This is a genomic window from Pantoea sp. X-Soil-TKNS-1280, from assembly GCF_059730475.1.
Genome location: NZ_AP035963.1, coordinates 659,864 through 681,771 on the forward strand (window position 1 = coordinate 659,864; position 21,908 = coordinate 681,771).

The following is a 21,908-nucleotide window of genomic DNA, read 5'->3' on the forward strand; positions in this document are numbered from 1 at the left end:
ATTACAGCTCCAGTTTTGTTTCATGCCACCCGTAGCGCGCCCAGCACGCCACTTCACCTTTACACGGACAATCCTGCACAGGCAACTGATCCCCGCACTTACCGCACTGGCGTGCGCCTAACTCGTGCTCCAGCGCCAACAGTTCTGCGTGATATTTGCGGATCATCAGCGATACCAGTTCTTCCCGCGAATAGGGTTCACGACCCGGGCGCCGGTGAGCACAGTCATAATCGAGCATTGCCAGCTCCTGCGCATCCAGAATCAGCTCCAGCTTTTGTTCTCCGGCAGCGGCCTGACGTGCCCGCTGTTCCTTTTTACGCTCAGCTGCTGATTTAGGCATCCTTACCCCCATCATTTTCCGGTTTGCGCGTTGCCTGAACCAGTGCCGCCGAAACTCTCATGATTCTTTCTTCACATCGTTCGAAGTAATCAAAAACTCTTTTTCGGGTAATAACTCTGCCGGGGTCATTCTGAAGAAGCTGGCGCATGGGTGCCATGCAGTCACCACGGGAAAGTTTTGCGGCTTCCTCCATTACAGCGTGCTTCAGCTCTTTGTGAGACTTGCGCAGCGCCAGCAGCTCACGAGCTATTTCCGTGCATTCTCCAACCGTGGCAAATCCATTCAAAATAAAGTCACCGGCAAGCTCTTCCAGCCTCTCATTGCTAATCATGAGGTGCCTCCACGCGCTTAAACTCAATGACCCACACCCACGGGTTAGCCTGCCAGCTTTCCTCTCCGTAGATTTCACTCCACAGACCGCGAAACCATGTGCGTGCCTGGCACTTGTCTTCCGGGTTGTCTGGCAACTGTGCGGGACAGCCTTCGCTGCGTGCATCTTCATCCGACACATCGCGTAACCGCTCCACGCGAACGCCGGTAATCTCCAGCGTTATGCGGGAATAACGACGGGGCATGTGAATGGCTGGGGTCCATTTCATTGGGTAAGGCGTTCCATCGGAATAATATGCCCGTGCCGCATCAGGCTTTGATGCGCGGTAAACAAGATACTCGTGTGGGCCACCTCCAACTGATTTAACTTCAAACCCGAATGTTTCACGCACCCACAGGCGATCACCTACTGCACCGAACGGGCACCACTCGCGGTAATAGCTCTGACTGTTTGCATGCTGGTAGCCGGACTCAAGCGGATAACACTCACCAATACCGGCAGCAGCATCGATCATCTTGAGTTGGCGAGGCGACAACATGCGGCGCGTCTGCGTCTTGCTGCCATTCAGAACTGCCCGAACCATGTCGGCGTTGAAAATCATTCCGCGTTCACGCATGGTAAGCATCCTTATCAGCCTGCGCGGCTGTGCGGAGCTTCTCAATCACCTGACCGGCACGGGGAAGATATTCCCAATCAAACACACTCCCCATTGGCTCTGGTGGCTGACCTTCCCAAATGACGGTATCGAGGTCGCGGTCATCCAGGCCATCGACACGCGCCCACGCCACAGCAAGGTCGATCTGGAATTCGTCTGATGCCAGGTGGCTCTTAACTGCATCTTCCCGCAGCGCATTGATGGCCGCGTCAGTAGCTGGGGTTTCGGCATCATTGATTTCTGGCAGGATTTCATCCCATCCTGCTATATCGCCGTTAAGGTGCCATCCTGCGATACCCTGAGAGTTATTAGCCACTCCACGCACGGCTTCCAGAATACCGTTCTGTGCTACGTTCTCCGCCGTCATCGCATCCAGCTTTTGTTGCAGGGATGCTAATTCCGCCTTAACCTTGCTTAACTCATTATTTTCCATATTATTTTTTCGCCTCAGTCTGTTATATGAGATTACATTTCGCTGACTTAACACGTTTAATCGTGCTGTTTGTTAACCCGTTTTCTTACTGGAGTCGTACACGTAGAGCGCGCTGACGCTGGCGACGATGAGGGTAAAAGAGCCAGCGAGCAGGCAACCGTCGGTGTGCCATTCAATACCGACCAGACCGAAGAACAGCACACCGAGTAGCACCCAGGAAACGAATGTGATTGCTGCTGCCTTTCCTGCTGACATGGTCAGAACTCCTCAATTTCCCAGCCGCCCCCGGCTGATACCTTTTTTGCCGTCACTGCTATGATGCGGATCGGGTATTGTCCGGCGGCGACTTTGGTTTTCACCCGTGCATCGTCAGTCCAGAACCCCTTTACCTCATGCAGTTCAAGTTCACCGTTGGCCACCATGACGGCGAAATCCGCCGTATAGAACGTGCTGTCCGCCAGGCGCAGCTTGATACCCTCGAAGCGATACCAGAGCACATCACCGGCACGCTTACGCAGCTCTAGCTGGTTCGCATACGCCTGTTCGGTTTTGTTCATGACACCGGGTTTAAGCCTTCCCAGCGCCTGTAATTTCTTCCGCATCGTGCGTTACCTTATTGGTTATATGATTACCATTTAGGTAATCTTTTTCAACACAAAAACAGCCTGAAATCAGATTAAACTTACCTTTTTGGTAAACATTACAGGCATGGCTAAACCTTCATACCGGCTGCCTTACGCCTCAGGTATTCCTGATGCAACCACATGGCCGGGGTAACACTGCCGAGGTTCGCCGCGTTTGGCATGTATCGGGTTTCACAGGATTCAGATCCGGGATGCTCTGTCTGTACAGGAATAGGCTTATCAATCGTCTTAACCGGATCGGGGATCTGCTCTCCGGATGCCACCTTCTTCGCCCAGTCAGCCATTTTCCGACGGATGAAGTTCTCGACTTCGGCTTCACTCAGCTGCCTCTGGTACATGGCGCGCCGGGCTTCAGTGACAATCCAGTACATCACCGGCTTTGACCAGCTGAACTTCTCTGGTGTCTGGTATCTGCTGCGATCACGGTTGTATCGGTGGAATTCTGCCATCGCATCATCAATGGTGATCCCCAGCACTGTGCTGCTGTCTTTGCACCAGGATACAAACTTACCCGGCGATGGCAGGTATGGGCTTTCCTGCTGGCGGGCATGTCGCATACCTGCTTCGATCTGTTGCAACGTGCTGATACCGTTCTCAGTAAAAGCCAAAACCCACTGCTGACGTAACGTGTCGATATCGCTCTGACTTTTTAATGCCGTTGCGCTGGCGGGGAACGCTGCCCGCAGTTGCTCAAATATGCCATTGAACAGGGATGCTGCCCTTTCCCATTCGGCATTTTTATTCTGTGCGCCTGCCGGGATGTACTCCTGGTCAAACCTGAAATTCTGTAGATGTGTGGTGATGTCAGTCATATGGTTTTCCCGTCTCTGATTGCGTGGATCCAGTCTGTGTTATTGAAGTCGAGCGGTTGCTTATCCTTCCGTTTTGCGGCTTCGTTCTTCTTGTGCTCAAGATGCCTTGCAAATTTCTGCTCCCACTGCACCTGGGTGAATGCTTTGCCCTCTCCCTGCCAGTAAGCGATGAAAGCTGCAAGATACTCAGGCCTGTACTCCTCAGGGTCGAGAATCACACCCCATGTTGCTGCACGCATGAAAAAGTCAGGTGACGGTAGCCAGCCGCTGACTAAAGGAAACTTTCCGGTAGGGACAATGGTTGGAGTAACTTCGCCGGGATGTGATGCCTGGCTTTCAGGAAAATTTTCTTCGGGCGCTATATATGGGGTTTGATTCCCTTCCCTGATCCCTGATCCCTGATCCATTCCAGGTGGTACAAGTCCCGTATCTGTACGGGACTCATCAGGTATCAATGTTAATTCTCTGATTTTGCTGGCTTTTGGCTTGTTTATTACCTGGTGTTTTGAAAAGTTAGTTATCAGGCCAAAACTCTTCCCGTCGGCGGTAGAAAACAGGGTCAAATAACCACAGCTGGACAGCTCCCGTATCAGTACGGTAATAGGAACGGACGGTTCACGCAGGGGGAAAACAGCGGCTTTGATCAGCTTAGGGTTGGCGTTGAAGTAGCCTTCATCATCTGCATAGTTGAGTAACCCGATAGCCATCAGGCAGGCGGGTTCAGACAACTCCGCCATTTCTTCATCGGTCCAGAATTCCGGCTTTATCGTTCGGATGCGGGCCATTAAATCACCCCCTGCGCAGCCTTAAGCATCTCGGAGAGTTCACGACGGCGACGATAAACACGCTCAACATTGCACTGGACACATTCACCACTAATGGTCCAGCGCTCGCTCTTGTGTCCGCGCTTGCAAGCCTTTCCTGTGTAAAATTTGTTAAGGCCACGCTTTGCAGCCTCCAGCTGGGTGATGATTTTCATGGTCCACCTTAAAAATCTGTTATTTGTTCTTGTCTATTTTCACGCAAAAAACGCGAAGATCAAGGCACATGTGAATTATTGGTAACCATCGTATGATTTTTAAGGAGATTTAGCAGAATTTTCTGAGGGGATAGCCGCCGAAAATGGCGGCTGAGTAAAACAGGTTTGGTGATCAGGCGGCTGAGTAAAAGAAGGAAACGAGCTGATCCTGGCTGATGTCAGGATTAATGCGCTGGCACGCTTTATACAAATTATTCATTCGCTTACGGCTTGGTACGCGTGTTTTATACACCAGATGAGTACGGATATAATAGACGGTAGTATCCGCCTCATCCGCAATCTGCTTCTTTTCACCTGGCGTCAGTCCCTGCCAGAACGCTTTGAAGTCAAAAGCCGTCATTCGGGCCTCCAGATAACGATTTCAATCCTCTGATTGTTACCTAACTGGTGCCAGTAAGCAACACTAATTACCATAATGGTAAATTTACCGATTTGGTAACATGCGCTTTAATGCTTCAGTCAGCAATAAACACTAATTATTTATCCGGGAAACAAATGCGACCGATCTCCGAGATCAGAAAGGGTAATCTTATATTCCTCATTGAAACCAGATTTGGTGGCAAGCAGAATGCTTTGGCTAATGCTATTGGCGTTCTTCCAAATCTCATCAGTCGATGGGTTGGAAAAAAAGGCATCGGCAGCAATGCAGCTCGTAAAATTGAGAAGAAGCTGGGACTAGATGATTACTGGCTCGACAATGATCGGGACAGCGTCGTACCACCTCAGGTTGACCTTGCGATCGGCGATATTGTTGCCCGCAATCTGCGCAGCATGATGTCATCAACGCCCGCACTTAGTACGCAGATGCGCCTTCAGAAGGCTAGCGGAATATCACAGTCCACCATCCAGCGCGTTCTCAATAAAGAAATTGATCCGACAATCAGTTCAGTGCATGGCATTGCCCTGGCGTTTAATCGCAACGGTTATGAACTGATGATGCCTGAGAACGACCCACGGCAGATCCCCTATGACCGTGACGCCTATGAAGCGCTGCCAAATGAAGAGAAAGCCAAGATCGCAAGCTTCGTTGAGTTTGTCCTGATGCAGAACAAGAAAGACAGTGTTGAATGACGGTATGGCGGGATATTTACCGTCACAAACGCACTTTCAGCTGGTATCACCCTCCCTGTAATTTTTCCGATTTCCTTCCATCAGCATGTAAAATGATTACCATTTTGGTAATTTTTTCTCTCGCTAACGATTGACACTGCCTGATATCTGATTATTATTATCTTCAATAGTTACCAATTTGGTAATCATTCTGCTCTTTAAAAATCAGAAACGGGCTATCACAAACCTCAATCTGGCCGCCCACCGGATGGCAAGGCTGACCCGTAGAACCGGAATGCCTGTCTGGAAAGTGACGATATCTCTTTTTCTATTGCCCAAAAAGATTACCAAAATGGTAATCATGGAGCGCCGAATGAAATTTTGTTACCGGAATGGCCACTACATCTTTACCGCCTGCGGACTCGGCATCGAAATGCCATTCACCAATTTTCGTGAAGGGGTTGCGTGGGTATTCACACAAAAACTGGCCGCAAGCTGTGCGGCGGGAATGGAGTAACAAGCATGAGTAACGACCTTGCAGTTATTGAAATCAGCGACGATCTGGCTCCGACGCTTTACGTGGAAAACGGTCTGGAAAAGTTCCTTAAACAGATCCGCGAGCAGGTCAAAGAAGTGCCTGACCTGACCAACAAAAAGGGCCGTGACCGTATCGCTTCGCTGGCGGCACAGGTATCGAGAAGCAAAAAAGCGGTTGAAGAACCGGGACGCGCCTACCTCAAGCGACTGAAAGAACAGCCAAAAATTATCGAGACTGAATTGCGGCGTTTTGTCACTGAGTGTGACCGGATCCGCGATGAAACCCGAAAACCACTTACTGACTGGGAAAACGCTGAGAAAGAGCGACAGGAAGCGTTAAATCAGCGTCTCGTAAATTTGCGAGCGCTGGCAGATGTGATCGACGGCGCAGGTAATTACCTGCCGTCCGGTGATATTCAGTCTCGCCTGGCGGAAGCTAAATCCGTGGTACTTGATGACAGTTGGCAGGAAATATCTGCTGAGGCCGGTGTAGCGAAGGATGCCGCCATACAGAAGCTGGAAGCGGCTTTCACGGAGGCCAAAAAGCGCGAAGATGCGGCGGCAGAACTGGAGCGCCTGCGCAAAGAGCAGGAGGCCCAGCAACAGCGCCAGCGTGAAGAACAATTGAAACGTGAAGCGGCTGAAGAAGCAACCCGGAAGGAACGTGAAGCAGCCCAGCAGCGAGAACGTGAGTTGCAGGCCAAAGCCGATCAGATGCAACGCGAAGCAAAAGAGGCTATCGATCGTGCTGAACGTGAAAAGCAGGAAGCAATAGCCACGGAGCAGCGCAAAGCCAGGGAGGCAGAAGACGCCCGCCTTGCTGAAGAGAAGCGCAAAGCTGAAGAACAGGCACGCCGGGAAGCAAACGTGAAACATCGCAAAACTATCGGTGCTGCGGTTGTCGCCGGTCTGGTTGAGCATGCTGGGCTGACGCGTGAGCAGGCTATAGCAGCCTACACAGCGCTGATGAACAACCAGATCCCCCACACCCACATCACTTACTGAGGTGCTTATGGGAGCTTACGCTAATAACTATATCGCGGAAGATCATCGCCAGCAGATGTTTGAAGACCAGCTGCAGCGCGAAGAATGGATCAACGACCGAGCTGAAGAACTTAAATCTAAATGGCCGGAAGACCTGACTACGCTGGCTAATCCGTTCCAGTTCCGGGGTCTGCCCGGAATGCTGCTCGATGAGGCGCAGGACGCATATGCGGATATGGTACACCGCATCTGCATCGCTCAGGCTGAGGATGACTGGAAACTGCGTGGATTCCTCGGTGCAAAAATGTTTGATGAGGTCCACAGCAATGACCACTAATCCCCCACTTTTAAGCCCGGTTGATCCGGGAATTTATTTTGACATCAGCAACGAGGCGTATCACTCAGGTGCCGGTGTCAGTAAATCACAGTTGGACGACATTGCCATTAACCCGGCGGTGTATCAGTGGCGTAAGAGTGCGCCTCAAGATGAGGAAAAGCTTCAAGCGCTCGATATGGGTACTGCCCTCCACTGCTTACTCCTGGAGCCGCAGGAATTCGATCAGCGTTTTATCAAAGCGCCGAAGTTCAATCGCCGAACAAATGCCGGGAAGGATGCTGAGGCTAAATTTCTGGATGATTGCCGGGAAACCGGCAAAACAGTGCTTGATCATGAAGACCACCGAAAACTGATGATTATGCGAGACAGCGTATTCGCCCACCCTGCCGCACGCTGGCTGATGGAATCGGAAGGTCACCAGGAAGCCTCAATCTACTGGGATGATGAAGAAACAGGCGAACTATGCCGCATCCGTCCGGATCGGTTCCTCACCGGGCAGCCGGTAATCGTAGACGTGAAGAAAGTGGCGGATATGGCGCGATTCGCGCGCCACGTCGAAGAGTTTCGGTATCACGTACAGCACGCAATGTACTGTGAAGGATTCTGGCAGCACTTCAACGAATACCCGCAGTTTGTATTTATCGCAGTCAGCGAAAGCATTGACTGTGGGCGATATCCGGTGCGGGTTTTCCAGTTACATGCGGATGATGCCGCCGCTGGCCACGAGCTTTACAGACGCGATTTGCGTACCTATCACCAGTGCCGCATCAGCAACAGCTGGGGCGGCGTCGAAGAACTTCGCCGCCCTTACTGGGCACGGAAACAGGAACAGTAATATGAATGATTTAGTCGAAGTCAGTAACCAGCCATCAACAGTGAGCGCAAGCAATGCGGTATTCAACCCGCAGGCGCTGAGCCAGTTAACAACTTTCGCCAACCTCATGGCCGACTCAACCATTAGCGTGCCGGCGCATTTTGTTGGAAAACCCGCCGACTGTATGGCCGTTGTAATGCAGGCAATGCAATGGGGAATGAATCCCTACGCTGTCGCGCAGAAAACCCACGTCATTAACGGTGTGTTGGGTTATGAAGCGCAACTGGTAAATGCGGTGATATCCAGTTCAAACGTTATCGTCGGTCGGTTCCATTATGAATACGCAGGCGACTGGTCAAAGTGCACCAAAACTAAAGAGGTTACGGTGAAAAAGCCCGCAAAGGGTGGGGGAACTTACGACAAAGTCGAGCGGGTTAAAGCCTGGTCTGATGAAGATGAAGAAGGGCTGACAATACGTGTGGGTGCGCGCTTACGCGGTGAAACGGAGATCACCTGGTGCGAGCCAATTCACCTATCCGGTATTGTGGTGCGAAATTCGCCGCTGTGGGTGACAAACCCTAAACAGCAGATTGCATATCTCGGCGTTAAATACTGGGGCCGTTTGTATTGCCCGGAGGTGATCCTCGGCGTTTATACGCCTGATGAGCTTGATGAAGTACCGCGCACCGAGCGCGACATTACACCACAGAGCAGCACCAACGATCTGAACAACCTGATCGGCAACAACAACAGCAGTCAGGCCGAAACAGGCAACCACCTCGATGATGACGTGCTGGTAGCTGGTTTGCAGGAAGAGTTAGAGGCGGTAGATTCGCTGAAAAGCGCTCAGGCTATTGGTGAGAAGTTAAACCAGTACAAAGATGCGTTAACAGAATCCACTTTCCGATCCCTCCGCGCCCGTGCAACCAAAGCCTACAAGCACCATGATGCCCGTCGCCAAATAGAGGCAGCAATCAACAGTCTGGATTCTAACGCACCTGATGCAAAAGAAACGTTTCAGAAGGTAGAAGCTGACCTGCAGCGGCTTAAAGGTGCGCTGGGTGAAGAGTTGCACGAAGGCTTCAGCATTACCCTCGGCGATATGCGTGCCGAATACATTTAACCAACACCAGTGAAAGCAACAGGGGGGCCACATGGCCCCCTTTTTCTTTGGAGAAAATCTATGAAAGGTGCAATCCGTAAGCAGGAACTGCTGCAGATGGTTCCGTTATCTGAATACACGATTAACCAGCTGGAAGAACGAGGGGAGTTTCCCAAGCGCTTCCAGTTAACCAATCGCACCGTCGCATGGAACCGCGACAAGGTTGAAGCTTGGCTTGATCATCGTGAGCAAAACCCAGCAGAAGCTGACCCCTCAATGGCTGCGAAATTCAAAGCCAACCCCAACCATCAGAAGCGCAATAACATGCGCATGGCAGGTTAATCATGGCTATAGCATTCAAAAATTTTTCCAACAATGCCGCCAGTTGTGAGCGGGAAGGGAAATTTACAGAGGCAGCCCGATTCTGGTCTGAAGCTAGCACACGCGTGAATGGCATCAACCAAGAGTGGGCAATTAACCGCGCCGACTTCTGCAACAAGATGGCACAGCGCGAAATAAACAACGTGGCCGCGTAAGCGGCCTTTTTTATTCCCGGAGGCACTATGACTTTCAGGGCTAAATCATGGTTTGGCGTTATATCGCTGAGCACTTTGTGTTGGGTTGCTGTGATTTATTTCATTTCACAGCTAATTATCCATTTCAACATTCACGCCTGAAAGTGGGGAAGATAATTAAGAGAGGTTAGTATGATGAAATCTTGGAGCGTTCCGTTTCCTGAATCTGACTCATTCCATGATGGTATGCCTGTTTACTGGAAATATCAGGCAACTGTTGAAGAGGATGGTATTAAGGTTTACGCCTTGCAATACATTGCCTTTCACCAGACTGATCATTATGCCTGGATAGTCCCAGCGCACTGGCTAGGCCTGCGAGGCAACGTAAGGCCAGATTCAGCCAGGTGGCTATCAGAATGGAAGAATAAGCAAAGCCGATACGCAATCAAAAAGGTTGCGAAGTGTGCTGAGCGATCATTTGCCTTCCCGTCTAAGCAATTAGCTCTTGAGAGTTTACTGAGGCGTAAGAAATACCACCTTATGCGGCTAAGGCAGGATATTGCTGTGGTTGAAACAGTTGTCAGTGAATTGAAAGCGCTCGATAGAACTCAGCCCATCATTGACTACAACTTTGGGCATAACGCCGAAACGGAAACCTGGACTTTCGAATAACCCGCCCCGAGCGGGTTTCTTTTTGGTCCCTCCCCTATGAAAAAACGTCTCAGTGCGCACTATACGCGCCACCAACCTTTCTATGATGCCGCCGCTATTGCTGGCGTGTGGATCCTCCTGCTCATCGCGGCATTTACCGCAGAGCTTTATCTCCAGTGAGGTGAGTCTATGAAAACTCAATTGCCATCGGGAAAGCCTACTGGAGCGGCAGACAGGTTACCTGCTGGTGCTCCGCTTATGACTTCCCGCACCGGTTCACTGGCGGCCGGTGCAATGGGTACCACATGGCTAAAAACTGCTTTGAAAACCGTCTCGGTTGCCAGAACTGCAATTGCCTCCATGAGGGCGGCTGCGACGTTGTAAACGGAACAGAAAGCCCGACTGAATGCCCGTATGTGCTGGATTTCTGCTCTTACCATCAGATTGATTTAAATAAAAAAACTCAGCGCTGACAGGAGGTGTCAAAACAATGACCGATAACACCATCAACCCATACTGCGCAGCGCTGGAGGCGCTACGCGGCCAGCCAACCCACAAACTTAAACAGGTTGGCGATCAGTGGCGCACGCCTGATCCGCTCTGGTGGGGAATCAATTCAATGTTCGGGCCGTTCGTGCTGGACCTGTTCGCCGATCCCAGCAACGCCAAATGCGATGCGTTTTACACCGCTGAGGATAACGCGCTGGTGCAGGACTGGTCAGATAGCCTGGCGGAACTGAATGGAGCTGCCTACGCCAACCCGCCATACAGCCGCGCCAGCCAGCATGAGGGGCACTACATCACCGGCATGCGCCACATCATCGCTCATACGCTGGCGATGCGCGAGGCTGGCGGGCGCTATGTGTTTCTCATCAAAGCAGCAACCGCAGAGGTCTGGTGGCCGGAAGATGCAGATCACGTTTCTTTCATCCGTGGGCGTATCAGCTTTGATCTACCCACCTGGTACAGGCCAGAACCGGGAGAGCCGGAAGAATCATCCGCCGGTTTCGGCGCGGCCATCGCGGTATTCGATAAAACGTGGCGCGGGCCAAAGTTCGATTATGTCAGCCGCGACGAACTGGAAAGGCGCGGATCCTTGTTGATAGCGCACATCGAGCGGGCGGCGGCCCGGATGATTCCAGCAGCACAATCAATACCCGTCATGCCGGAAACAGACAACGACATCTGGCCCTCTGAAGTTCAGTTGCTGGCCGGGCAGTTGCCGCAACTCGGCAGCCTAGCCACCGACCACCAGCGCAAGGTAAAGCACCACATCAATCGCATGCTACTGGAGCGCCAGCCGTCAGCCGAAATCATTGCCACAGCACAATCACTTACAGCCACATTCGGAGAGCACGCCCAATGAGGGAAATCATCGTCGATAATTTTGCCGGTGGCGGCGGGGCCAGCACCGGAATTGAAATGGCTACCGGCCGCAGCGTGGATATCGCAATCAATCACGACCCCAACGCGATCGCCATGCACACCACCAACCACCCCGATACCCTGCATTACTGTGAATCGGTGTTTGATATTGACCCGATAGCAGCCACCGCTGGCGCACCGGTCGGCCTCGCCTGGTTCTCGCCGGACTGCCGCCACTTTAGCAAAGCCAAGGGCAGCAAGCCGGTTAAAAAGGAGATTCGGGGGCTGGCGTGGATTGTGATCCGCTGGGCGCTGGCGAAGCGGCCACGCGTTGTGATGCTGGAAAACGTGGAAGAGTTCAAAACCTGGGGGCCGCTGCTCACTGATGAAGACCGGCCAGACCCGGCGCGCGCAGGTGAAACATTCGCGGCATTCGTTGGAATGCTCAGCACCGGCGTTCCTGCTGATCACCCGGCACTGGATGAGGTGTGCGAGTTCCTGAATATTGGCCGTCACAGCGATGATGCGCACCGTCTGACAGCCGGGCTGGGTTATGCCGTCGAACACCGCGAGTTGCGCGCCTGCGACTACGGCGCGCCGACAATCCGCAAACGCTTCTTCATGGTAATGCGCTGCGACTCTCAGCCAGTTACATGGCCTCAGCCAACGCATGGAGACCCGAAAAGCCTGGCGGTTCAGTCAGGGCACCTGAAGCCGTGGCGCACAGCAGCAGAGTGTATTGACTGGTCGATCCCCTGCCCCAGCATTTTCGGGCGTAGCAAGCCGCTGGCAGAAAACACGATGAAACGCATTGCGCGCGGTATCCAGCGCTTTGTGTTGGACAATCCGACGCCGTTCATCGTGAAGTGCAACCACACCAGCAACCGAACGAAATACGACTGTTTCCGCGGGCAGTCGCTGGAAGAACCGCTGAAAACTATCACGCAAACCCATGGCTATGCAGTTGTCACGCCACATCTGACTAAATTCCGGACCGGCGCTACAGGGCTGGAGCTTACCGAGCCAGCGCCCACCGTAACGGCTGGGACATCACAGCGCCCGGGCGGAAATGGTCATGCACTGGGAATTGTTGAGGCACAGCTATCACCGTTTGTTTCCCGTCAGTTCGGCAGCAGCATCGGTCATCCAGTAGATGAACCAGCAGGAACGGTAACCGCTGGCGGTGGTGGTAAAAGCGCTCTGGTCACCACCTTTCTGGCGAAGCACTTCGGCGGCAACTACACCGGACCCGGTGCGGCGATGGATGCGCCAGCACATACGGTAACCACCACGGATCACCACGCACTGGTGACAGCAAATATCATGGTGAATAACACCGGTCACCCGGGCGGTTCGGTTGACGATCCCACCCATACCGTGACAACCGGCAATCACCACGCGCTGGTCACTTCTAATCTGGTAAAGATGCGCGGTACCAACACCGGGCAGAAAGCGGATGAACCTCTTCAAACGATCACCGCCGGGGGCAACCACTTTGGCGAGGTCCGGGCCTTCCTGATGAAGTATTACGGTAACGAGAAAGGCGGCGTTGGCCTGAGCGATCCGCTGGGCACTGTTACCACCAACGACCGGTTCGGCCTGGTGACGGTTGAGGGTATCGATTACCAGATAGTTGATATAGGCATGCGCATGTTGCAGCCGCATGAACTCTACGCCGCCCAGGGCTTCCCTTCCTGGTATGTCATTGACCGTGATTATCGTGGCGTGAAATACGCTAAAGACAAGCAGGTTGCCCGCTGTGGTAACGCCGTGCCGCCACCGTTTGCTGAGGCACTGGTTCGTGCCAATCTGCCGGAAATGTGCTTTCCTTTGTCACATGGCAAAATCGCCTGAAGTATTCCTCGATAATCAGTCAGACCTATGTGCCATCCAATGTTCAAATTTCATCGGAGAGAATGGCACTAGATCATCAATGCTACCGTCAATCCACCCATCCACCATGTCGGCCCACTGCTGCAGCATGTATGTGCGTTGCGGAAGGTATTCCGCTTTGTTGTACACAGCGCGCACACCTCTCTGCTCGTGGGCCAGACTCTTTTCAATCCAGTCTGATGGGTATCCTGCCTCATGCAACAGCGTGCTGGCAGTACGCCTCATATCATGCACCGAAAAATCCCCCAACCCTTCCCCGTTTTCATCTGACAATAAAATCGTTGCCTTAAGTACACGGTTCAGCGCTGCATTAGAAATTGGCTTCGCCACGTCATATCGTCCGCATAACAGAAAGCTGCTGCCGCTGGCACACATCTCCAGCGCAACAAGTATGTCATTCGCCTGTCGGGATAGCGGAACAAGATGCACCCTGCTCCCTTTCATTCGCTCCGCGGGGATCTGCCACAGGTTTTTATCAAAATCGATTTCACTCCACACGGCATCCGTTAGCTCGCTTTTCCTCACCATGGTCAGCATTATTAGCCGCAATGCCATCCGCAATGTCGGCATCGTGGAAACCTGATCGAGAGTGCGAAACAGCACCCCGATTTCTTTCGGTGTCAGGGAGTTTTTCCGGGGCTTAAACGTGGCAATCGATGTGCCCTTTATTCTGTCTGCCGGGTTATGGAACTCATGCCCGCGATCGATGGCATGACGGTATACGGCAGATATGATTTCGCGTACCTGCACAGCAGTTGCTCTGCCACCACGGGCTACTATCCGGTCACACAAATCACGCACCATGTGAATGTTAATCTCAGTCATGAGCTTTTTGCCGAGGTGCGGCAGGATATCGCGATTGATGATCGATTCTTTCATCGCCCTGGTGCTGGCTGCCAAGGTGGCATGCGCCATATATTTTTCAATGAATACGCTGAGGCGCTCTACTCCAGCAGCCTGCAGTTTCCCGTACTTCTTTGCGGCTGCTGGTGACACACCTGATGCGATCATCTTTTTAGCGGTATTGAGTTGCTCTCTGGCTTCCGCCAGGGTGATACCGTCAGCACCATACTTACCGATCGTCAGCGTCTCCCGACGGCCATTGAAACGATAATCGTAACGGAATGAGATGGTACCTCCGGGCTGAACAGAAACATACATCCCTTCGCGATCAGTAACCTTGTAAGGTTTGTTGCCTGGTTTGAGGTTCTTAAGTCTGGTATCGGTGAGCATGAGGAAAATCCCGCAAAATGACCATCACCAATATGGTGACGGTAAATAATGCGAGAGTAACCAAATTGGTTAATACCGTCAAAGATACCGACAAAAAATTGACGCTTTCACCGATCGATGACAATCGTTACAAAGACCATCGTCAGATGTAGCAACGCATGAGGGCGGTTATATCATTCGTAGTCAATCGTCATATAATGACAGGACACAATACGAGAAACATCATGAACGACAGTTTTGGCATTGTATTTTTCATCGAACTCACTCCCCGGTGTTGGTAGAACCAATCTAACACCAGTGACAATACCTTTATAATACCATTGGCTGATAGTTTGACCTACCCCACATAATTTTAACCGATGGTTAACAGACAAAAAAATGCGCGATAAATCGCGCCGCTACAGATACGCACTGGCTCGTAGCGGCGCGATTCATCGCGCAGGTTTTAGGAAAGAATAAGTTTAACGGTTAACCAGTTTCGCCGGTAAGGCGATGACCAGCAGGCAGCTCAGCAACAGACAAACCGCGAAGAACCACAGCGCGCCGTTGCCACTGCCGGTAAGATCCAGCGCGATACCCATCACTGAGTTACTGACCAGTCCGGCAATGTTGGCGATGGAACAGGCAAGCGCAAAGCCTGCCGCTGCCGCCGTGCCTTTCAGGAAGGTGGCTGGCAGGCTGAAGAATACCGGCACGGCACCAATGATCATCGCCTGCGCCACGGAGAACAACAGCACCGTCATCATCACGTTATGGGAGAAAAAGGTACTGGCTCCCATCGCCGCTGCGCCAACAATAAACGGCACGATGATATGCCAGCGGCGTTCACGCGTCCGGTCCGAACTGCTGCCAATCACCAGCATCCCGATCAGCGCCGCCAGGCTGGGGATCGCCGTCAGATAGCCAATTGTGGCGATATCAGTGGTTCCGGCGTTTTTAATAAAGGTCGGCATCCAGAAGCCCATCGCATAGGCGCTCAGCAGAATGGAGAAGTCGATCCCACCCAGCATCACCACGCGGATATTCAGCAGGCCATCGCGCAGACGATGTTTCACCCCTTTCGCTTCACCTTCGTCGGTGGCCAGCTCGCGCTGCACCGCCTGTTTTTCATCTTCACTGAGCCAGCTGGCGCTTTCCACGCTGTTCGGCAGCAGCCAGAAGGTCATCACACCCAGCAGCACGCTCGGGATACCCTCCAGCAGGAACAACCATTGCCAGCCGCGCAGGCCGTAAACTTCATGGAAATTGCCCATGATCCAGCCGGAAAGCGGCCCACCAATCAAACTGGAGAGCGGCAGACCAATCATAAACAGCGCGATGATGCGGCTGCGACGCCACGATGGGAACCATTTCGTCAGATAGAACAACACCCCCGGCAGGAACCCGGCTTCTGCCGCGCCAAGTAAAAAACGCACAATGTAGAACTGCATCGGCGTCTGCACCAGCAGCGTCGCGGTGGAGAGTAAACCCCAGGTGATCATGATGCGCGCAATCCAGATCTTTGCGCCAACACGTTGCAGAATCAGGTTGCTCGGTACTTCAAACAGAATATAACCGACAAAAAACAGCCCGGCTCCAAGGCCAAACGCGGTTTCACTCAGCGACAGATCGCTCGCCATTTGCAGCTTCGCCAGGCCGATATTGATACGGTCCAGATACGCCGCCAGGTAACACAAACAGAGAAAAGGAATCAGTTTCCAGGTGATCTTGCGGTAAATCGCGGCAGTGTCCTCGGCTGCCAGCACAGCAGGACGGGTTGTAGCAACAGTCATGATTTTCTCCGGGCGCAATAAACCCTGATGGGCATGTTGTTATGCGTTTCGCTTACCAGCGAAACCTGTTCTTTGTGCGCACTCCGTGCAGGTGAATAAGCGCCCTTAACGGGCGCTGAACTGTCCGAGATATTTAAGCACTGTGGCTTTGGACACCACATCGCCGTACTTACTGTCGATGTCAAACAGGTTGGCTTCATGCGGGGCAGCGTGGCGATCGCCGACGCATTCACGTACCACCATGGCGCGAAAGCCGTATTGCAGAGCGTCCACGGCGCTGGCGCGCACGCAGCCGCTGGTGGAACAACCGGCGATAATCAGGGTATCGATGCCTTCCGTCACCAACAGCGATGCCAGTGCGGTGCCAAAAAAAGCGCTGGCATATTGCTTGGTGATCACCACTTCCTCCGGCAACGGCAACACTTCCGGGCAGAACGCCGCCAGCGGATTGCCTTCCACCATGTCGCGCATCACCGGCGCTTTCTGTACCCATATACCGCCGTCACGCTGGTGCTGTGGGTGATAACGAATCTGGGTGTGGATCACCGGAATATCGCAACGGCGCGCCGTCGCCAGCAGTGCTTCTGATTCCCGCACCGCCTCCACCACGCCCGGCGCAAATAAAGGCGCGCCCTCGGTGGTGTAGCCTTGCAGAAAATCGATCATCAGCAGCGCGGGACGCTTGCCAAAACCAATACGGTTGCCCCAGACACCGGCGTAATTGTCACTGGCGCTTTGTGTCATCACGTTTCTCCTTACCAGGCTCCGGACAGCAACGCACCGGCTCCGGGTACCACCGGTTCCAGCTCCAGCGCCTTGAGCATCGCGTAGGTGGTGGCGATCGCGGCGGTGATCACCGGTTTACCGGTCTGCGCTTCCACTTTGGCAACCGCTGGCAGGGAAGGCATTTGTACACAGGCCGACAACACCACAACATCTACGTCATCAAGCGGCATATCAGCAACAATGCCCGGCAAATTGCTGGGATCGTGACGGGCGACCGCGAGGTTATCGGCAATTTCCAGCGCTCGCCAGACTTTGACTTCAACGCCTTCGCGCTGAATGTAATCCACCACCAGCTCAGTCAGCGGCTTCATATAAGGTGCCACCAGCGCGATTTTTTTCGCACCCATGATGTGCAGCGCATCCACCAGCGCACCGGCGCTGGTGATCACCGGGGCCAGCGCATCGTTTTCCCGCGTAACCGCCGTCAGACGTTGCTGTGACTGGCGGTGATAACCCGGCCCCATCGCCATGATCGCCACCAGACAGGCATAGCCGAGCACATCAACCTGTGCGTCCGACAGTTCCAGCGCGCAACGGTCCGACTCCTTATCCATCGCCGCCAGCTCATCTTTATTGACGTGTTTCATGCGCATACGGCTGGAATGAAAAGTAAAACGCTCCGGACGAATCAGTTGACGCGCCTGTAACATGGCCGGGATTTCCGTTTCCATGGTGATGTTTGAACTCGGCACAATCTGGCCGATACGATATTGACGGCTCATGGCTGGGCCTCCGGTTGCAGGGTTGCGCCGAGGAAAGAACCAAAGGCAGCAAAGAAGCCAGGAAAATCATCCCACGGGATCATATGACCGGCGTTTTCAACGTGAACAATCTCGATAGCTGGCAGCAGTTCGCGGATCTCTGCCTCATCTTCCGGCAGGATCACCCCGCCCTTGCCTGCCACCATCAGCAGGGTTTTGGCAGGCAACTGACGGAAATATTGATGGATATCGAGTTGATGGAAATCGTCATAGGCACGACGAATCGCCGGTTCATAACAGGTATGCAGCCATTCTGCTCGTAGCTGACGTTGTTCTTCGGTCCAGGTCGGACAATATTTCTTCATCGCTTCCGCGTCCATGCCCTGCTCCGCCTCACGGATCGAGTCCTGATACCACGGCCACTGCCCAGGATAGAGACGACGCCCCGGTCCCGATACCGGCGGGTCAATCAGCGACAGCGATAACACGCCCTCAGGCTGCTTGACGGCCGCGCGCATAATAAAACGCGCCCCCATCGAATGACCGACCAGATGGTACTGCGTCAGACCCAGCGCGCTGGCAAACGCGTTGATATCATCGGCACAGCTTTCGGTACCGTACTCAAGCCCTTCACCGCTGCTGGATAAGCCACGCCCGCGCACATCCAGCACCCAGGTATCAAACTGCTGACCCAATACCTCTGCGACAAAACCCCAGGTAATGGCCGGGCTGGTGATGCCAGGCACCAGAATCAGCGTCGGGCCTTTACCACCGTAGCGCAGATAATGCTGGCGAATGCCGTTCGCCTGCACCTGTCCACCACTGATGAACGTGCTCATCACGCCCCCTCGCTTTTCAGCGGTGCGGCAAAGACGTCATAGCCGTAAACCCAGGCCGGATCTTCCTGAGTACGCAGGAAGGTGTTGGCGTTGGAGACGGATTGTACGCGTGAAGCACGTTCTTTACGGTTGACTTCATACAGACGGAACGCGGTGCTGTAGTCCTCCAGACCGGTTTCAGTCAGGCAGCGCGCCAGCATCGCCGCATCTTCGATCGCCATCGCCGCCCCCTGTGCCATGTGCGGCTTCATCGGATGGCAGGCGTCACCCAGCAATACGATGCGCCCTTCACTCCACACCGGCAGCGGTTGGCGATTCAGCAGTGGCCATTTGGTGACGTTTTCACTGCATTCGATCAGCGCCTGCACCACCGGATGGTAATGGCCGAAAGTGTCCAGCATCTCCTGTTGGCTGCTTTCGACAAAGCTGCCTTTGAAATCCCACGCCGGATGCGGCACCCCGGAAACGTAGTAATACTCGTCGCGTGATTTGGTGGTGTAGTAAACCATCAGGTGACGATCTTCCGACCACCACTTCACGCAATCTTCGAAATTGAGGTTGTATTTGCGCAGCTGTTCGCCACGGATCAGCGCGCGGTGCGCCACCCAGCCGCTGTAGGTCGGCGCTTCTGCACCCAGCAGGTGTTCACGCAGTTTTGAGTTGATGCCGTCGGCACCGATCACGATATCGGCACGTTCTTCGCTGCCATCCTGGAAACGCAACACCACATCGCTGCCGCTGTCTTCAACGCTGCTGAGGCACTTGCCGAAGTGCACCGTACCTGGCTCCAGGCTGGTCATCTGCATCGCCTGCAAATCACCGCGATGCACGGTGACATAAGCCGCACCGTATTCTTTGCGGGCAAACTCCCCCAGCGGAATGCGTGACAGGTACTCCCCGGTTTCACCGTCGCGGCTGAACCAGAAGTCCGGATGTGACGCCAGATCTTCCAGCTGCTGCTCGATCCCCATACGGCGGAACACCTTGAGGACATTCGGCCCCATATGGATACCTGCCCCGAGACGGGAAAACGCCGGACTCTGTTCATAAACCTGCACATTGAAGCCCGCTTTTTGTAACAGCGAACCCGCTGCGAGGCCACCAAGACCTGCGCCGACGATGGCGATGCGTTTCATATTGCTCATATTTTCCTCTCAAAACTCACGCTGATTTGAAGGTACACCTGCGGTATCTGTTTCAACCCCGACTCAAATTATTAAGTGTGTACGCTATAATTATTGGCGTTATTTTTTTGTGAATTGCAATGGTTATTGTGGTGAAAACTGCATGTCATGATGTTAATCACAGCATTGGCACTGCGTTAAATAGGCTTTTCTTATGACAAAAAGAAATGCTTGCACTCTTCTTCGCAACACGTCTATAACAAATATATCGAGCGTATTCGCTATAAAAAGATGAAGTTTTAACCACCAGATATCATCTGGCATCTAACCTGAGAGGAACCCACAATGGCTGTAAATCAGAGTCAGTTAGGACAGATGTTTGAGCAGGTATTACGTCTGTCGAAAGTCGATGCCACCCAGAGCGTCGCTATTCTGAAAAGTCACTATTCTGATGCACGCACTGTGCAGGCTGCGACCGACGCTGCACTACGATTGGGCGCAAAAGTGTATTGCGTTGAATTGCCGTCGTTTAACCACCCTACCGCGATGGGTAACGATATGACCGCCTACTGCGGTGATACCGCGCTGACCGGCAACATCGCGGCCCAGCGAGCGCTGGAAGCAGCGGACCTGATTGTCGATACCATGATGCTGCTGCACTCGCCGGAGCAGGAGCAAATCCTGAAAACCGGTACACGTATCCTGCTGGCTGTTGAACCGCCGGAAGTGTTGGCACGAATGTTGCCAACCGAAGAGGACAAAACGCGTGTGCTGGCCGCTGCGGCGGTGCTGGAGAAAGCGCGCATGATGACGGTGAAATCGCAGGCGGGTAGCGACTTCCGTGCGCCGCTGGGGCAGTACCCGACGGTGACAGAATACGGTTATGCCGATGAACCCGGCCGCTGGGACCACTGGCCGAGCGGTTTCCTGTTTACCTGGCCGAATGAAGATCAGGCGGAAGGGGTGCTGGTACTGGAGGTAGGCGACATCCTGCTGCCGTTCAAATCCTATGCCCGTGAACGTATCACGCTGGAAATTGAAAAAGGTTTTGTGACGAAGATCCACGGTGGCTTTGAAGCGGAATATCTGCGCGATTACATGGGCTACTTCAACGATCCGGAAGTGTACGGCATTTCGCATATTGGCTGGGGATTGCAGCCGCGTGCGCAGTGGACAGCGATGGGGCTGCACGACAAAAACGATGGCATGTGTATGGATGCCCGCGCATTTTACGGCAATTTCCTGTTCTCCACCGGGCCGAATACCGAAGTCGGCGGCAAACGCAAAACGCCTTGCCATATGGATATCGCTTTGCGTCATTGCGATATCAAAGTTGACGATCTGCTGGTGGTTGCCGAAGGCGAAGTGGTGGCACCGGAAGCCTCGCGCGCACGTTAATCTTGCGCAGGGAGCGGCTGTCAGCGCAGTGACAATGCATTACACTGCCTGGCAGTATCCGGGAAAAAGGACCTTTTTATGTCACACGACCACACTTCCTCAGCGGAAGACAATTACGACTACACCCAACAGGTTGGCCATCTGCTGCGCAAAGTTTACCAGCGTCATGTGGCGATTTTTCAGCAACATGTGGGTGATTCACAGATTACGGCGGTGCAATTTATTACCCTCTGTGCGCTGCGCGACCACGGTCCCAGTGCGCAAAACGACCTGGTCCGTTACACCGCTGTCGATCAGGCCACCATTCGCGGCGTGGTTGAACGCTTAAAAGCCCGCGATCTGGTCAGCCTCGGTCCCGATCCGACTGACAAGCGCAAAGTAATTGTGATGCTGACCGAGTCCGGACAGACGCTGATTCAGCACACCACCGATAACGCGGTTCGCATCACTGAAATGACGTATGGGCAGTTAAACCCAGCCGAACGAGTCGCGCTGGTTTATCTGCTCAGGAAAATGCTGGACGACACGAGCCAGCCATAACCCGGGGCGAGTG

Annotated in this window: 29 protein-coding genes; 13 read left to right on the plus strand and 16 right to left on the minus strand. The window is 53.4% G+C overall.

The window, feature by feature from the left end; all coding sequences use genetic code 11:
* Nucleotide 1 precedes the first annotated feature (1 nt).
* The 10 genes from AC6I8X_RS22995 to AC6I8X_RS23040 all read right to left on the minus strand — a co-directional run bounded on the left by AC6I8X_RS22995 (nucleotide 2) and on the right by AC6I8X_RS23040 (nucleotide 4,594).
* A complete protein-coding gene (locus AC6I8X_RS22995) occupies nucleotides 2-340 on the minus strand; it encodes a hypothetical protein (RefSeq protein WP_497841235.1) in 339 nt (112 codons plus the stop codon).
* Complete coding sequence (locus AC6I8X_RS23000) at nucleotides 333-671, minus strand: hypothetical protein (RefSeq protein WP_497841236.1); 339 nt, start codon at nucleotides 669-671, stop codon at nucleotides 333-335. Before AC6I8X_RS23000 ends, AC6I8X_RS22995 begins: the two co-directional genes overlap by 8 nt.
* The gene (locus AC6I8X_RS23005) at nucleotides 664-1,287 is read right to left on the minus strand and encodes a hypothetical protein (protein WP_497841237.1); all 624 of its coding nucleotides are present in this window, start codon (nucleotides 1,285-1,287) and stop codon (nucleotides 664-666) included. Before AC6I8X_RS23005 ends, AC6I8X_RS23000 begins: the two co-directional genes overlap by 8 nt.
* On the minus strand, nucleotides 1,280-1,759 hold the full coding sequence (locus AC6I8X_RS23010) for a hypothetical protein (protein ID WP_497841238.1): 480 nt from the start codon (nucleotides 1,757-1,759) through the stop codon (nucleotides 1,280-1,282). Before AC6I8X_RS23010 ends, AC6I8X_RS23005 begins: the two co-directional genes overlap by 8 nt.
* Before the next feature lie 72 nt (nucleotides 1,760-1,831).
* Nucleotides 1,832-2,014 carry a hypothetical protein gene (locus AC6I8X_RS23015; RefSeq protein WP_497841239.1) on the minus strand — a complete coding sequence of 61 codons (183 nt, stop codon included), beginning with the start codon at nucleotides 2,012-2,014 and terminating at the stop codon, nucleotides 1,832-1,834.
* 2 nt (nucleotides 2,015-2,016) lie between these two features.
* Nucleotides 2,017-2,361: a DUF1064 domain-containing protein gene (locus tag AC6I8X_RS23020; protein WP_497841240.1), complete on the minus strand. Its 345-nt coding sequence runs from the start codon at nucleotides 2,359-2,361 to the stop codon at nucleotides 2,017-2,019.
* Nucleotides 2,362-2,471: 110 nt separating this feature from the next.
* Nucleotides 2,472-3,215, minus strand: a complete 744-nt coding sequence (locus AC6I8X_RS23025) for a replication protein P (RefSeq protein WP_497841241.1) — start codon at nucleotides 3,213-3,215, stop codon at nucleotides 2,472-2,474.
* Nucleotides 3,212-4,000: a DnaT-like ssDNA-binding domain-containing protein gene (locus AC6I8X_RS23030; RefSeq protein WP_497841242.1), complete on the minus strand. Its 789-nt coding sequence runs from the start codon at nucleotides 3,998-4,000 to the stop codon at nucleotides 3,212-3,214. The genes AC6I8X_RS23025 and AC6I8X_RS23030 overlap by 4 nt, the downstream gene beginning before the upstream one ends.
* A complete protein-coding gene (locus AC6I8X_RS23035) occupies nucleotides 4,000-4,194 on the minus strand; it encodes a hypothetical protein (RefSeq protein ID WP_497841243.1) in 195 nt (64 codons plus the stop codon). Before AC6I8X_RS23035 ends, AC6I8X_RS23030 begins: the two co-directional genes overlap by 1 nt.
* Before the next feature lie 172 nt (nucleotides 4,195-4,366).
* A complete protein-coding gene (locus AC6I8X_RS23040; protein WP_497841244.1) occupies nucleotides 4,367-4,594 on the minus strand; it encodes a hypothetical protein in 228 nt (75 codons plus the stop codon).
* 155 nt (nucleotides 4,595-4,749) lie between these two features.
* On the opposite strand from AC6I8X_RS23040, the gene AC6I8X_RS23045 reads away from it, so the two are divergent.
* The 11 genes from AC6I8X_RS23045 to AC6I8X_RS23095 all read left to right on the plus strand — a co-directional run bounded on the left by AC6I8X_RS23045 (nucleotide 4,750) and on the right by AC6I8X_RS23095 (nucleotide 13,463).
* The gene (locus AC6I8X_RS23045) at nucleotides 4,750-5,325 is read left to right on the plus strand and encodes a helix-turn-helix domain-containing protein (RefSeq protein WP_497841245.1); all 576 of its coding nucleotides are present in this window, start codon (nucleotides 4,750-4,752) and stop codon (nucleotides 5,323-5,325) included.
* 178 nt (nucleotides 5,326-5,503) lie between these two features.
* The gene (locus AC6I8X_RS23050; RefSeq protein WP_497841246.1) at nucleotides 5,504-5,821 is read left to right on the plus strand and encodes a hypothetical protein; all 318 of its coding nucleotides are present in this window, start codon (nucleotides 5,504-5,506) and stop codon (nucleotides 5,819-5,821) included.
* Nucleotides 5,822-5,826: 5 nt separating this feature from the next.
* Nucleotides 5,827-6,846 carry a hypothetical protein gene (locus tag AC6I8X_RS23055; protein ID WP_497841247.1) on the plus strand — a complete coding sequence of 340 codons (1,020 nt, stop codon included), beginning with the start codon at nucleotides 5,827-5,829 and terminating at the stop codon, nucleotides 6,844-6,846.
* Nucleotides 6,847-6,853: 7 nt separating this feature from the next.
* Nucleotides 6,854-7,162, plus strand: a complete 309-nt coding sequence (gamL, locus tag AC6I8X_RS23060; protein WP_497841248.1) for a host nuclease inhibitor GamL — start codon at nucleotides 6,854-6,856, stop codon at nucleotides 7,160-7,162.
* The gene (locus tag AC6I8X_RS23065; protein ID WP_497841249.1) at nucleotides 7,152-7,997 is read left to right on the plus strand and encodes a PD-(D/E)XK nuclease-like domain-containing protein; all 846 of its coding nucleotides are present in this window, start codon (nucleotides 7,152-7,154) and stop codon (nucleotides 7,995-7,997) included. Before gamL ends, AC6I8X_RS23065 begins: the two co-directional genes overlap by 11 nt.
* A gap of 1 nt (nucleotide 7,998) precedes the next feature.
* Nucleotides 7,999-9,099, plus strand: a complete 1,101-nt coding sequence (locus AC6I8X_RS23070) for a RecT family recombinase (RefSeq protein WP_497841250.1) — start codon at nucleotides 7,999-8,001, stop codon at nucleotides 9,097-9,099.
* A 60-nt stretch (nucleotides 9,100-9,159) separates the two neighbouring features.
* The gene (locus tag AC6I8X_RS23075; protein ID WP_497841251.1) at nucleotides 9,160-9,420 is read left to right on the plus strand and encodes a helix-turn-helix transcriptional regulator; all 261 of its coding nucleotides are present in this window, start codon (nucleotides 9,160-9,162) and stop codon (nucleotides 9,418-9,420) included.
* 2 nt (nucleotides 9,421-9,422) lie between these two features.
* A complete protein-coding gene (locus AC6I8X_RS23080) occupies nucleotides 9,423-9,614 on the plus strand; it encodes an ANR family transcriptional regulator (protein ID WP_497841252.1) in 192 nt (63 codons plus the stop codon).
* Between the two features lie 171 nt (nucleotides 9,615-9,785).
* Complete coding sequence (locus tag AC6I8X_RS23085) at nucleotides 9,786-10,265, plus strand: hypothetical protein (protein WP_497841253.1); 480 nt, start codon at nucleotides 9,786-9,788, stop codon at nucleotides 10,263-10,265.
* A 469-nt stretch (nucleotides 10,266-10,734) separates the two neighbouring features.
* Nucleotides 10,735-11,610 carry a phage N-6-adenine-methyltransferase gene (locus tag AC6I8X_RS23090; RefSeq protein ID WP_497841254.1) on the plus strand — a complete coding sequence of 292 codons (876 nt, stop codon included), beginning with the start codon at nucleotides 10,735-10,737 and terminating at the stop codon, nucleotides 11,608-11,610.
* Nucleotides 11,607-13,463 carry a DNA cytosine methyltransferase gene (locus AC6I8X_RS23095; protein ID WP_497841255.1) on the plus strand — a complete coding sequence of 619 codons (1,857 nt, stop codon included), beginning with the start codon at nucleotides 11,607-11,609 and terminating at the stop codon, nucleotides 13,461-13,463. Before AC6I8X_RS23090 ends, AC6I8X_RS23095 begins: the two co-directional genes overlap by 4 nt.
* 15 nt (nucleotides 13,464-13,478) lie before the next feature.
* Here the strand turns inward: AC6I8X_RS23095 and AC6I8X_RS23100 are convergent, their stop codons facing one another.
* The 6 genes from AC6I8X_RS23100 to AC6I8X_RS23125 form a co-directional block, all read right to left on the minus strand.
* Nucleotides 13,479-14,735: a tyrosine-type recombinase/integrase gene (locus AC6I8X_RS23100; RefSeq protein ID WP_497841256.1), complete on the minus strand. Its 1,257-nt coding sequence runs from the start codon at nucleotides 14,733-14,735 to the stop codon at nucleotides 13,479-13,481.
* 461 nt (nucleotides 14,736-15,196) lie between these two features.
* Nucleotides 15,197-16,507 (minus strand): MFS transporter, encoded by a 1,311-nt coding sequence (locus tag AC6I8X_RS23105; RefSeq protein ID WP_497841257.1) that lies wholly within the window; start codon nucleotides 16,505-16,507, stop codon nucleotides 15,197-15,199.
* 105 nt (nucleotides 16,508-16,612) lie between these two features.
* Nucleotides 16,613-17,251, minus strand: coding sequence for an N-carbamoylsarcosine amidohydrolase (locus AC6I8X_RS23110; RefSeq protein WP_497841258.1), 639 nt, complete (start codon nucleotides 17,249-17,251; stop codon nucleotides 16,613-16,615).
* An 11-nt stretch (nucleotides 17,252-17,262) separates the two neighbouring features.
* The gene (locus AC6I8X_RS23115; protein ID WP_313683182.1) at nucleotides 17,263-18,015 is read right to left on the minus strand and encodes a maleate cis-trans isomerase family protein; all 753 of its coding nucleotides are present in this window, start codon (nucleotides 18,013-18,015) and stop codon (nucleotides 17,263-17,265) included.
* Nucleotides 18,012-18,833, minus strand: coding sequence for an alpha/beta fold hydrolase (locus AC6I8X_RS23120; RefSeq protein WP_497841259.1), 822 nt, complete (start codon nucleotides 18,831-18,833; stop codon nucleotides 18,012-18,014). The genes AC6I8X_RS23115 and AC6I8X_RS23120 overlap by 4 nt, the downstream gene beginning before the upstream one ends.
* Nucleotides 18,833-19,978 carry an FAD-dependent monooxygenase gene (locus AC6I8X_RS23125; RefSeq protein ID WP_497841260.1) on the minus strand — a complete coding sequence of 382 codons (1,146 nt, stop codon included), beginning with the start codon at nucleotides 19,976-19,978 and terminating at the stop codon, nucleotides 18,833-18,835. Before AC6I8X_RS23125 ends, AC6I8X_RS23120 begins: the two co-directional genes overlap by 1 nt.
* A gap of 324 nt (nucleotides 19,979-20,302) precedes the next feature.
* Here AC6I8X_RS23125 and AC6I8X_RS23130 point away from each other — a divergent pair, with 324 nt between their 5' ends.
* Nucleotides 20,303-21,355, plus strand: a complete 1,053-nt coding sequence (locus AC6I8X_RS23130) for a 2,5-dihydroxypyridine 5,6-dioxygenase (protein WP_299450472.1) — start codon at nucleotides 20,303-20,305, stop codon at nucleotides 21,353-21,355.
* Between the two features lie 78 nt (nucleotides 21,356-21,433).
* The gene (locus AC6I8X_RS23135) at nucleotides 21,434-21,895 is read left to right on the plus strand and encodes a MarR family winged helix-turn-helix transcriptional regulator (protein WP_084881182.1); all 462 of its coding nucleotides are present in this window, start codon (nucleotides 21,434-21,436) and stop codon (nucleotides 21,893-21,895) included.
* The last annotated feature ends 13 nt before the right edge of the window (nucleotides 21,896-21,908 follow it).

Bases quoted from the DNA above. Each gene is read 5' to 3' on its own strand.
- AC6I8X_RS22995 (WP_497841235.1), bottom strand. From the start codon at position 340: ATGCCTAAATCAGCAGCTGAGCGTAAAAAGGAACAGCGGGCACGTCAG.
- AC6I8X_RS23000 (WP_497841236.1), bottom strand. From the start codon at position 671: ATGATTAGCAATGAGAGGCTGGAAGAGCTTGCCGGTGACTTTATTTTG.
- AC6I8X_RS23005 (WP_497841237.1), bottom strand. From the start codon at position 1,287: ATGCGTGAACGCGGAATGATTTTCAACGCCGACATGGTTCGGGCAGTT.
- AC6I8X_RS23010 (WP_497841238.1), bottom strand. From the start codon at position 1,759: ATGGAAAATAATGAGTTAAGCAAGGTTAAGGCGGAATTAGCATCCCTG.
- AC6I8X_RS23015 (WP_497841239.1), bottom strand. From the start codon at position 2,014: ATGTCAGCAGGAAAGGCAGCAGCAATCACATTCGTTTCCTGGGTGCTA.
- AC6I8X_RS23020 (WP_497841240.1), bottom strand. From the start codon at position 2,361: ATGCGGAAGAAATTACAGGCGCTGGGAAGGCTTAAACCCGGTGTCATG.
- AC6I8X_RS23025 (WP_497841241.1), bottom strand. From the start codon at position 3,215: ATGACTGACATCACCACACATCTACAGAATTTCAGGTTTGACCAGGAG.
- AC6I8X_RS23030 (WP_497841242.1), bottom strand. From the start codon at position 4,000: ATGGCCCGCATCCGAACGATAAAGCCGGAATTCTGGACCGATGAAGAA.
- AC6I8X_RS23035 (WP_497841243.1), bottom strand. From the start codon at position 4,194: ATGAAAATCATCACCCAGCTGGAGGCTGCAAAGCGTGGCCTTAACAAA.
- AC6I8X_RS23040 (WP_497841244.1), bottom strand. From the start codon at position 4,594: ATGACGGCTTTTGACTTCAAAGCGTTCTGGCAGGGACTGACGCCAGGT.
- AC6I8X_RS23045 (WP_497841245.1), top strand. From the start codon at position 4,750: ATGCGACCGATCTCCGAGATCAGAAAGGGTAATCTTATATTCCTCATT.
- AC6I8X_RS23055 (WP_497841247.1), top strand. From the start codon at position 5,827: ATGAGTAACGACCTTGCAGTTATTGAAATCAGCGACGATCTGGCTCCG.
- gamL (WP_497841248.1), top strand. From the start codon at position 6,854: ATGGGAGCTTACGCTAATAACTATATCGCGGAAGATCATCGCCAGCAG.
- AC6I8X_RS23065 (WP_497841249.1), top strand. From the start codon at position 7,152: ATGACCACTAATCCCCCACTTTTAAGCCCGGTTGATCCGGGAATTTAT.
- AC6I8X_RS23070 (WP_497841250.1), top strand. From the start codon at position 7,999: ATGAATGATTTAGTCGAAGTCAGTAACCAGCCATCAACAGTGAGCGCA.
- AC6I8X_RS23075 (WP_497841251.1), top strand. From the start codon at position 9,160: ATGAAAGGTGCAATCCGTAAGCAGGAACTGCTGCAGATGGTTCCGTTA.
- AC6I8X_RS23080 (WP_497841252.1), top strand. From the start codon at position 9,423: ATGGCTATAGCATTCAAAAATTTTTCCAACAATGCCGCCAGTTGTGAG.
- AC6I8X_RS23085 (WP_497841253.1), top strand. From the start codon at position 9,786: ATGATGAAATCTTGGAGCGTTCCGTTTCCTGAATCTGACTCATTCCAT.
- AC6I8X_RS23090 (WP_497841254.1), top strand. From the start codon at position 10,735: ATGACCGATAACACCATCAACCCATACTGCGCAGCGCTGGAGGCGCTA.
- AC6I8X_RS23095 (WP_497841255.1), top strand. From the start codon at position 11,607: ATGAGGGAAATCATCGTCGATAATTTTGCCGGTGGCGGCGGGGCCAGC.
- AC6I8X_RS23100 (WP_497841256.1), bottom strand. From the start codon at position 14,735: ATGCTCACCGATACCAGACTTAAGAACCTCAAACCAGGCAACAAACCT.
- AC6I8X_RS23105 (WP_497841257.1), bottom strand. From the start codon at position 16,507: ATGACTGTTGCTACAACCCGTCCTGCTGTGCTGGCAGCCGAGGACACT.
- AC6I8X_RS23110 (WP_497841258.1), bottom strand. From the start codon at position 17,251: ATGACACAAAGCGCCAGTGACAATTACGCCGGTGTCTGGGGCAACCGT.
- AC6I8X_RS23115 (WP_313683182.1), bottom strand. From the start codon at position 18,015: ATGAGCCGTCAATATCGTATCGGCCAGATTGTGCCGAGTTCAAACATC.
- AC6I8X_RS23120 (WP_497841259.1), bottom strand. From the start codon at position 18,833: ATGAGCACGTTCATCAGTGGTGGACAGGTGCAGGCGAACGGCATTCGC.
- AC6I8X_RS23125 (WP_497841260.1), bottom strand. From the start codon at position 19,978: ATGAGCAATATGAAACGCATCGCCATCGTCGGCGCAGGTCTTGGTGGC.
- AC6I8X_RS23130 (WP_299450472.1), top strand. From the start codon at position 20,303: ATGGCTGTAAATCAGAGTCAGTTAGGACAGATGTTTGAGCAGGTATTA.
- AC6I8X_RS23135 (WP_084881182.1), top strand. From the start codon at position 21,434: ATGTCACACGACCACACTTCCTCAGCGGAAGACAATTACGACTACACC.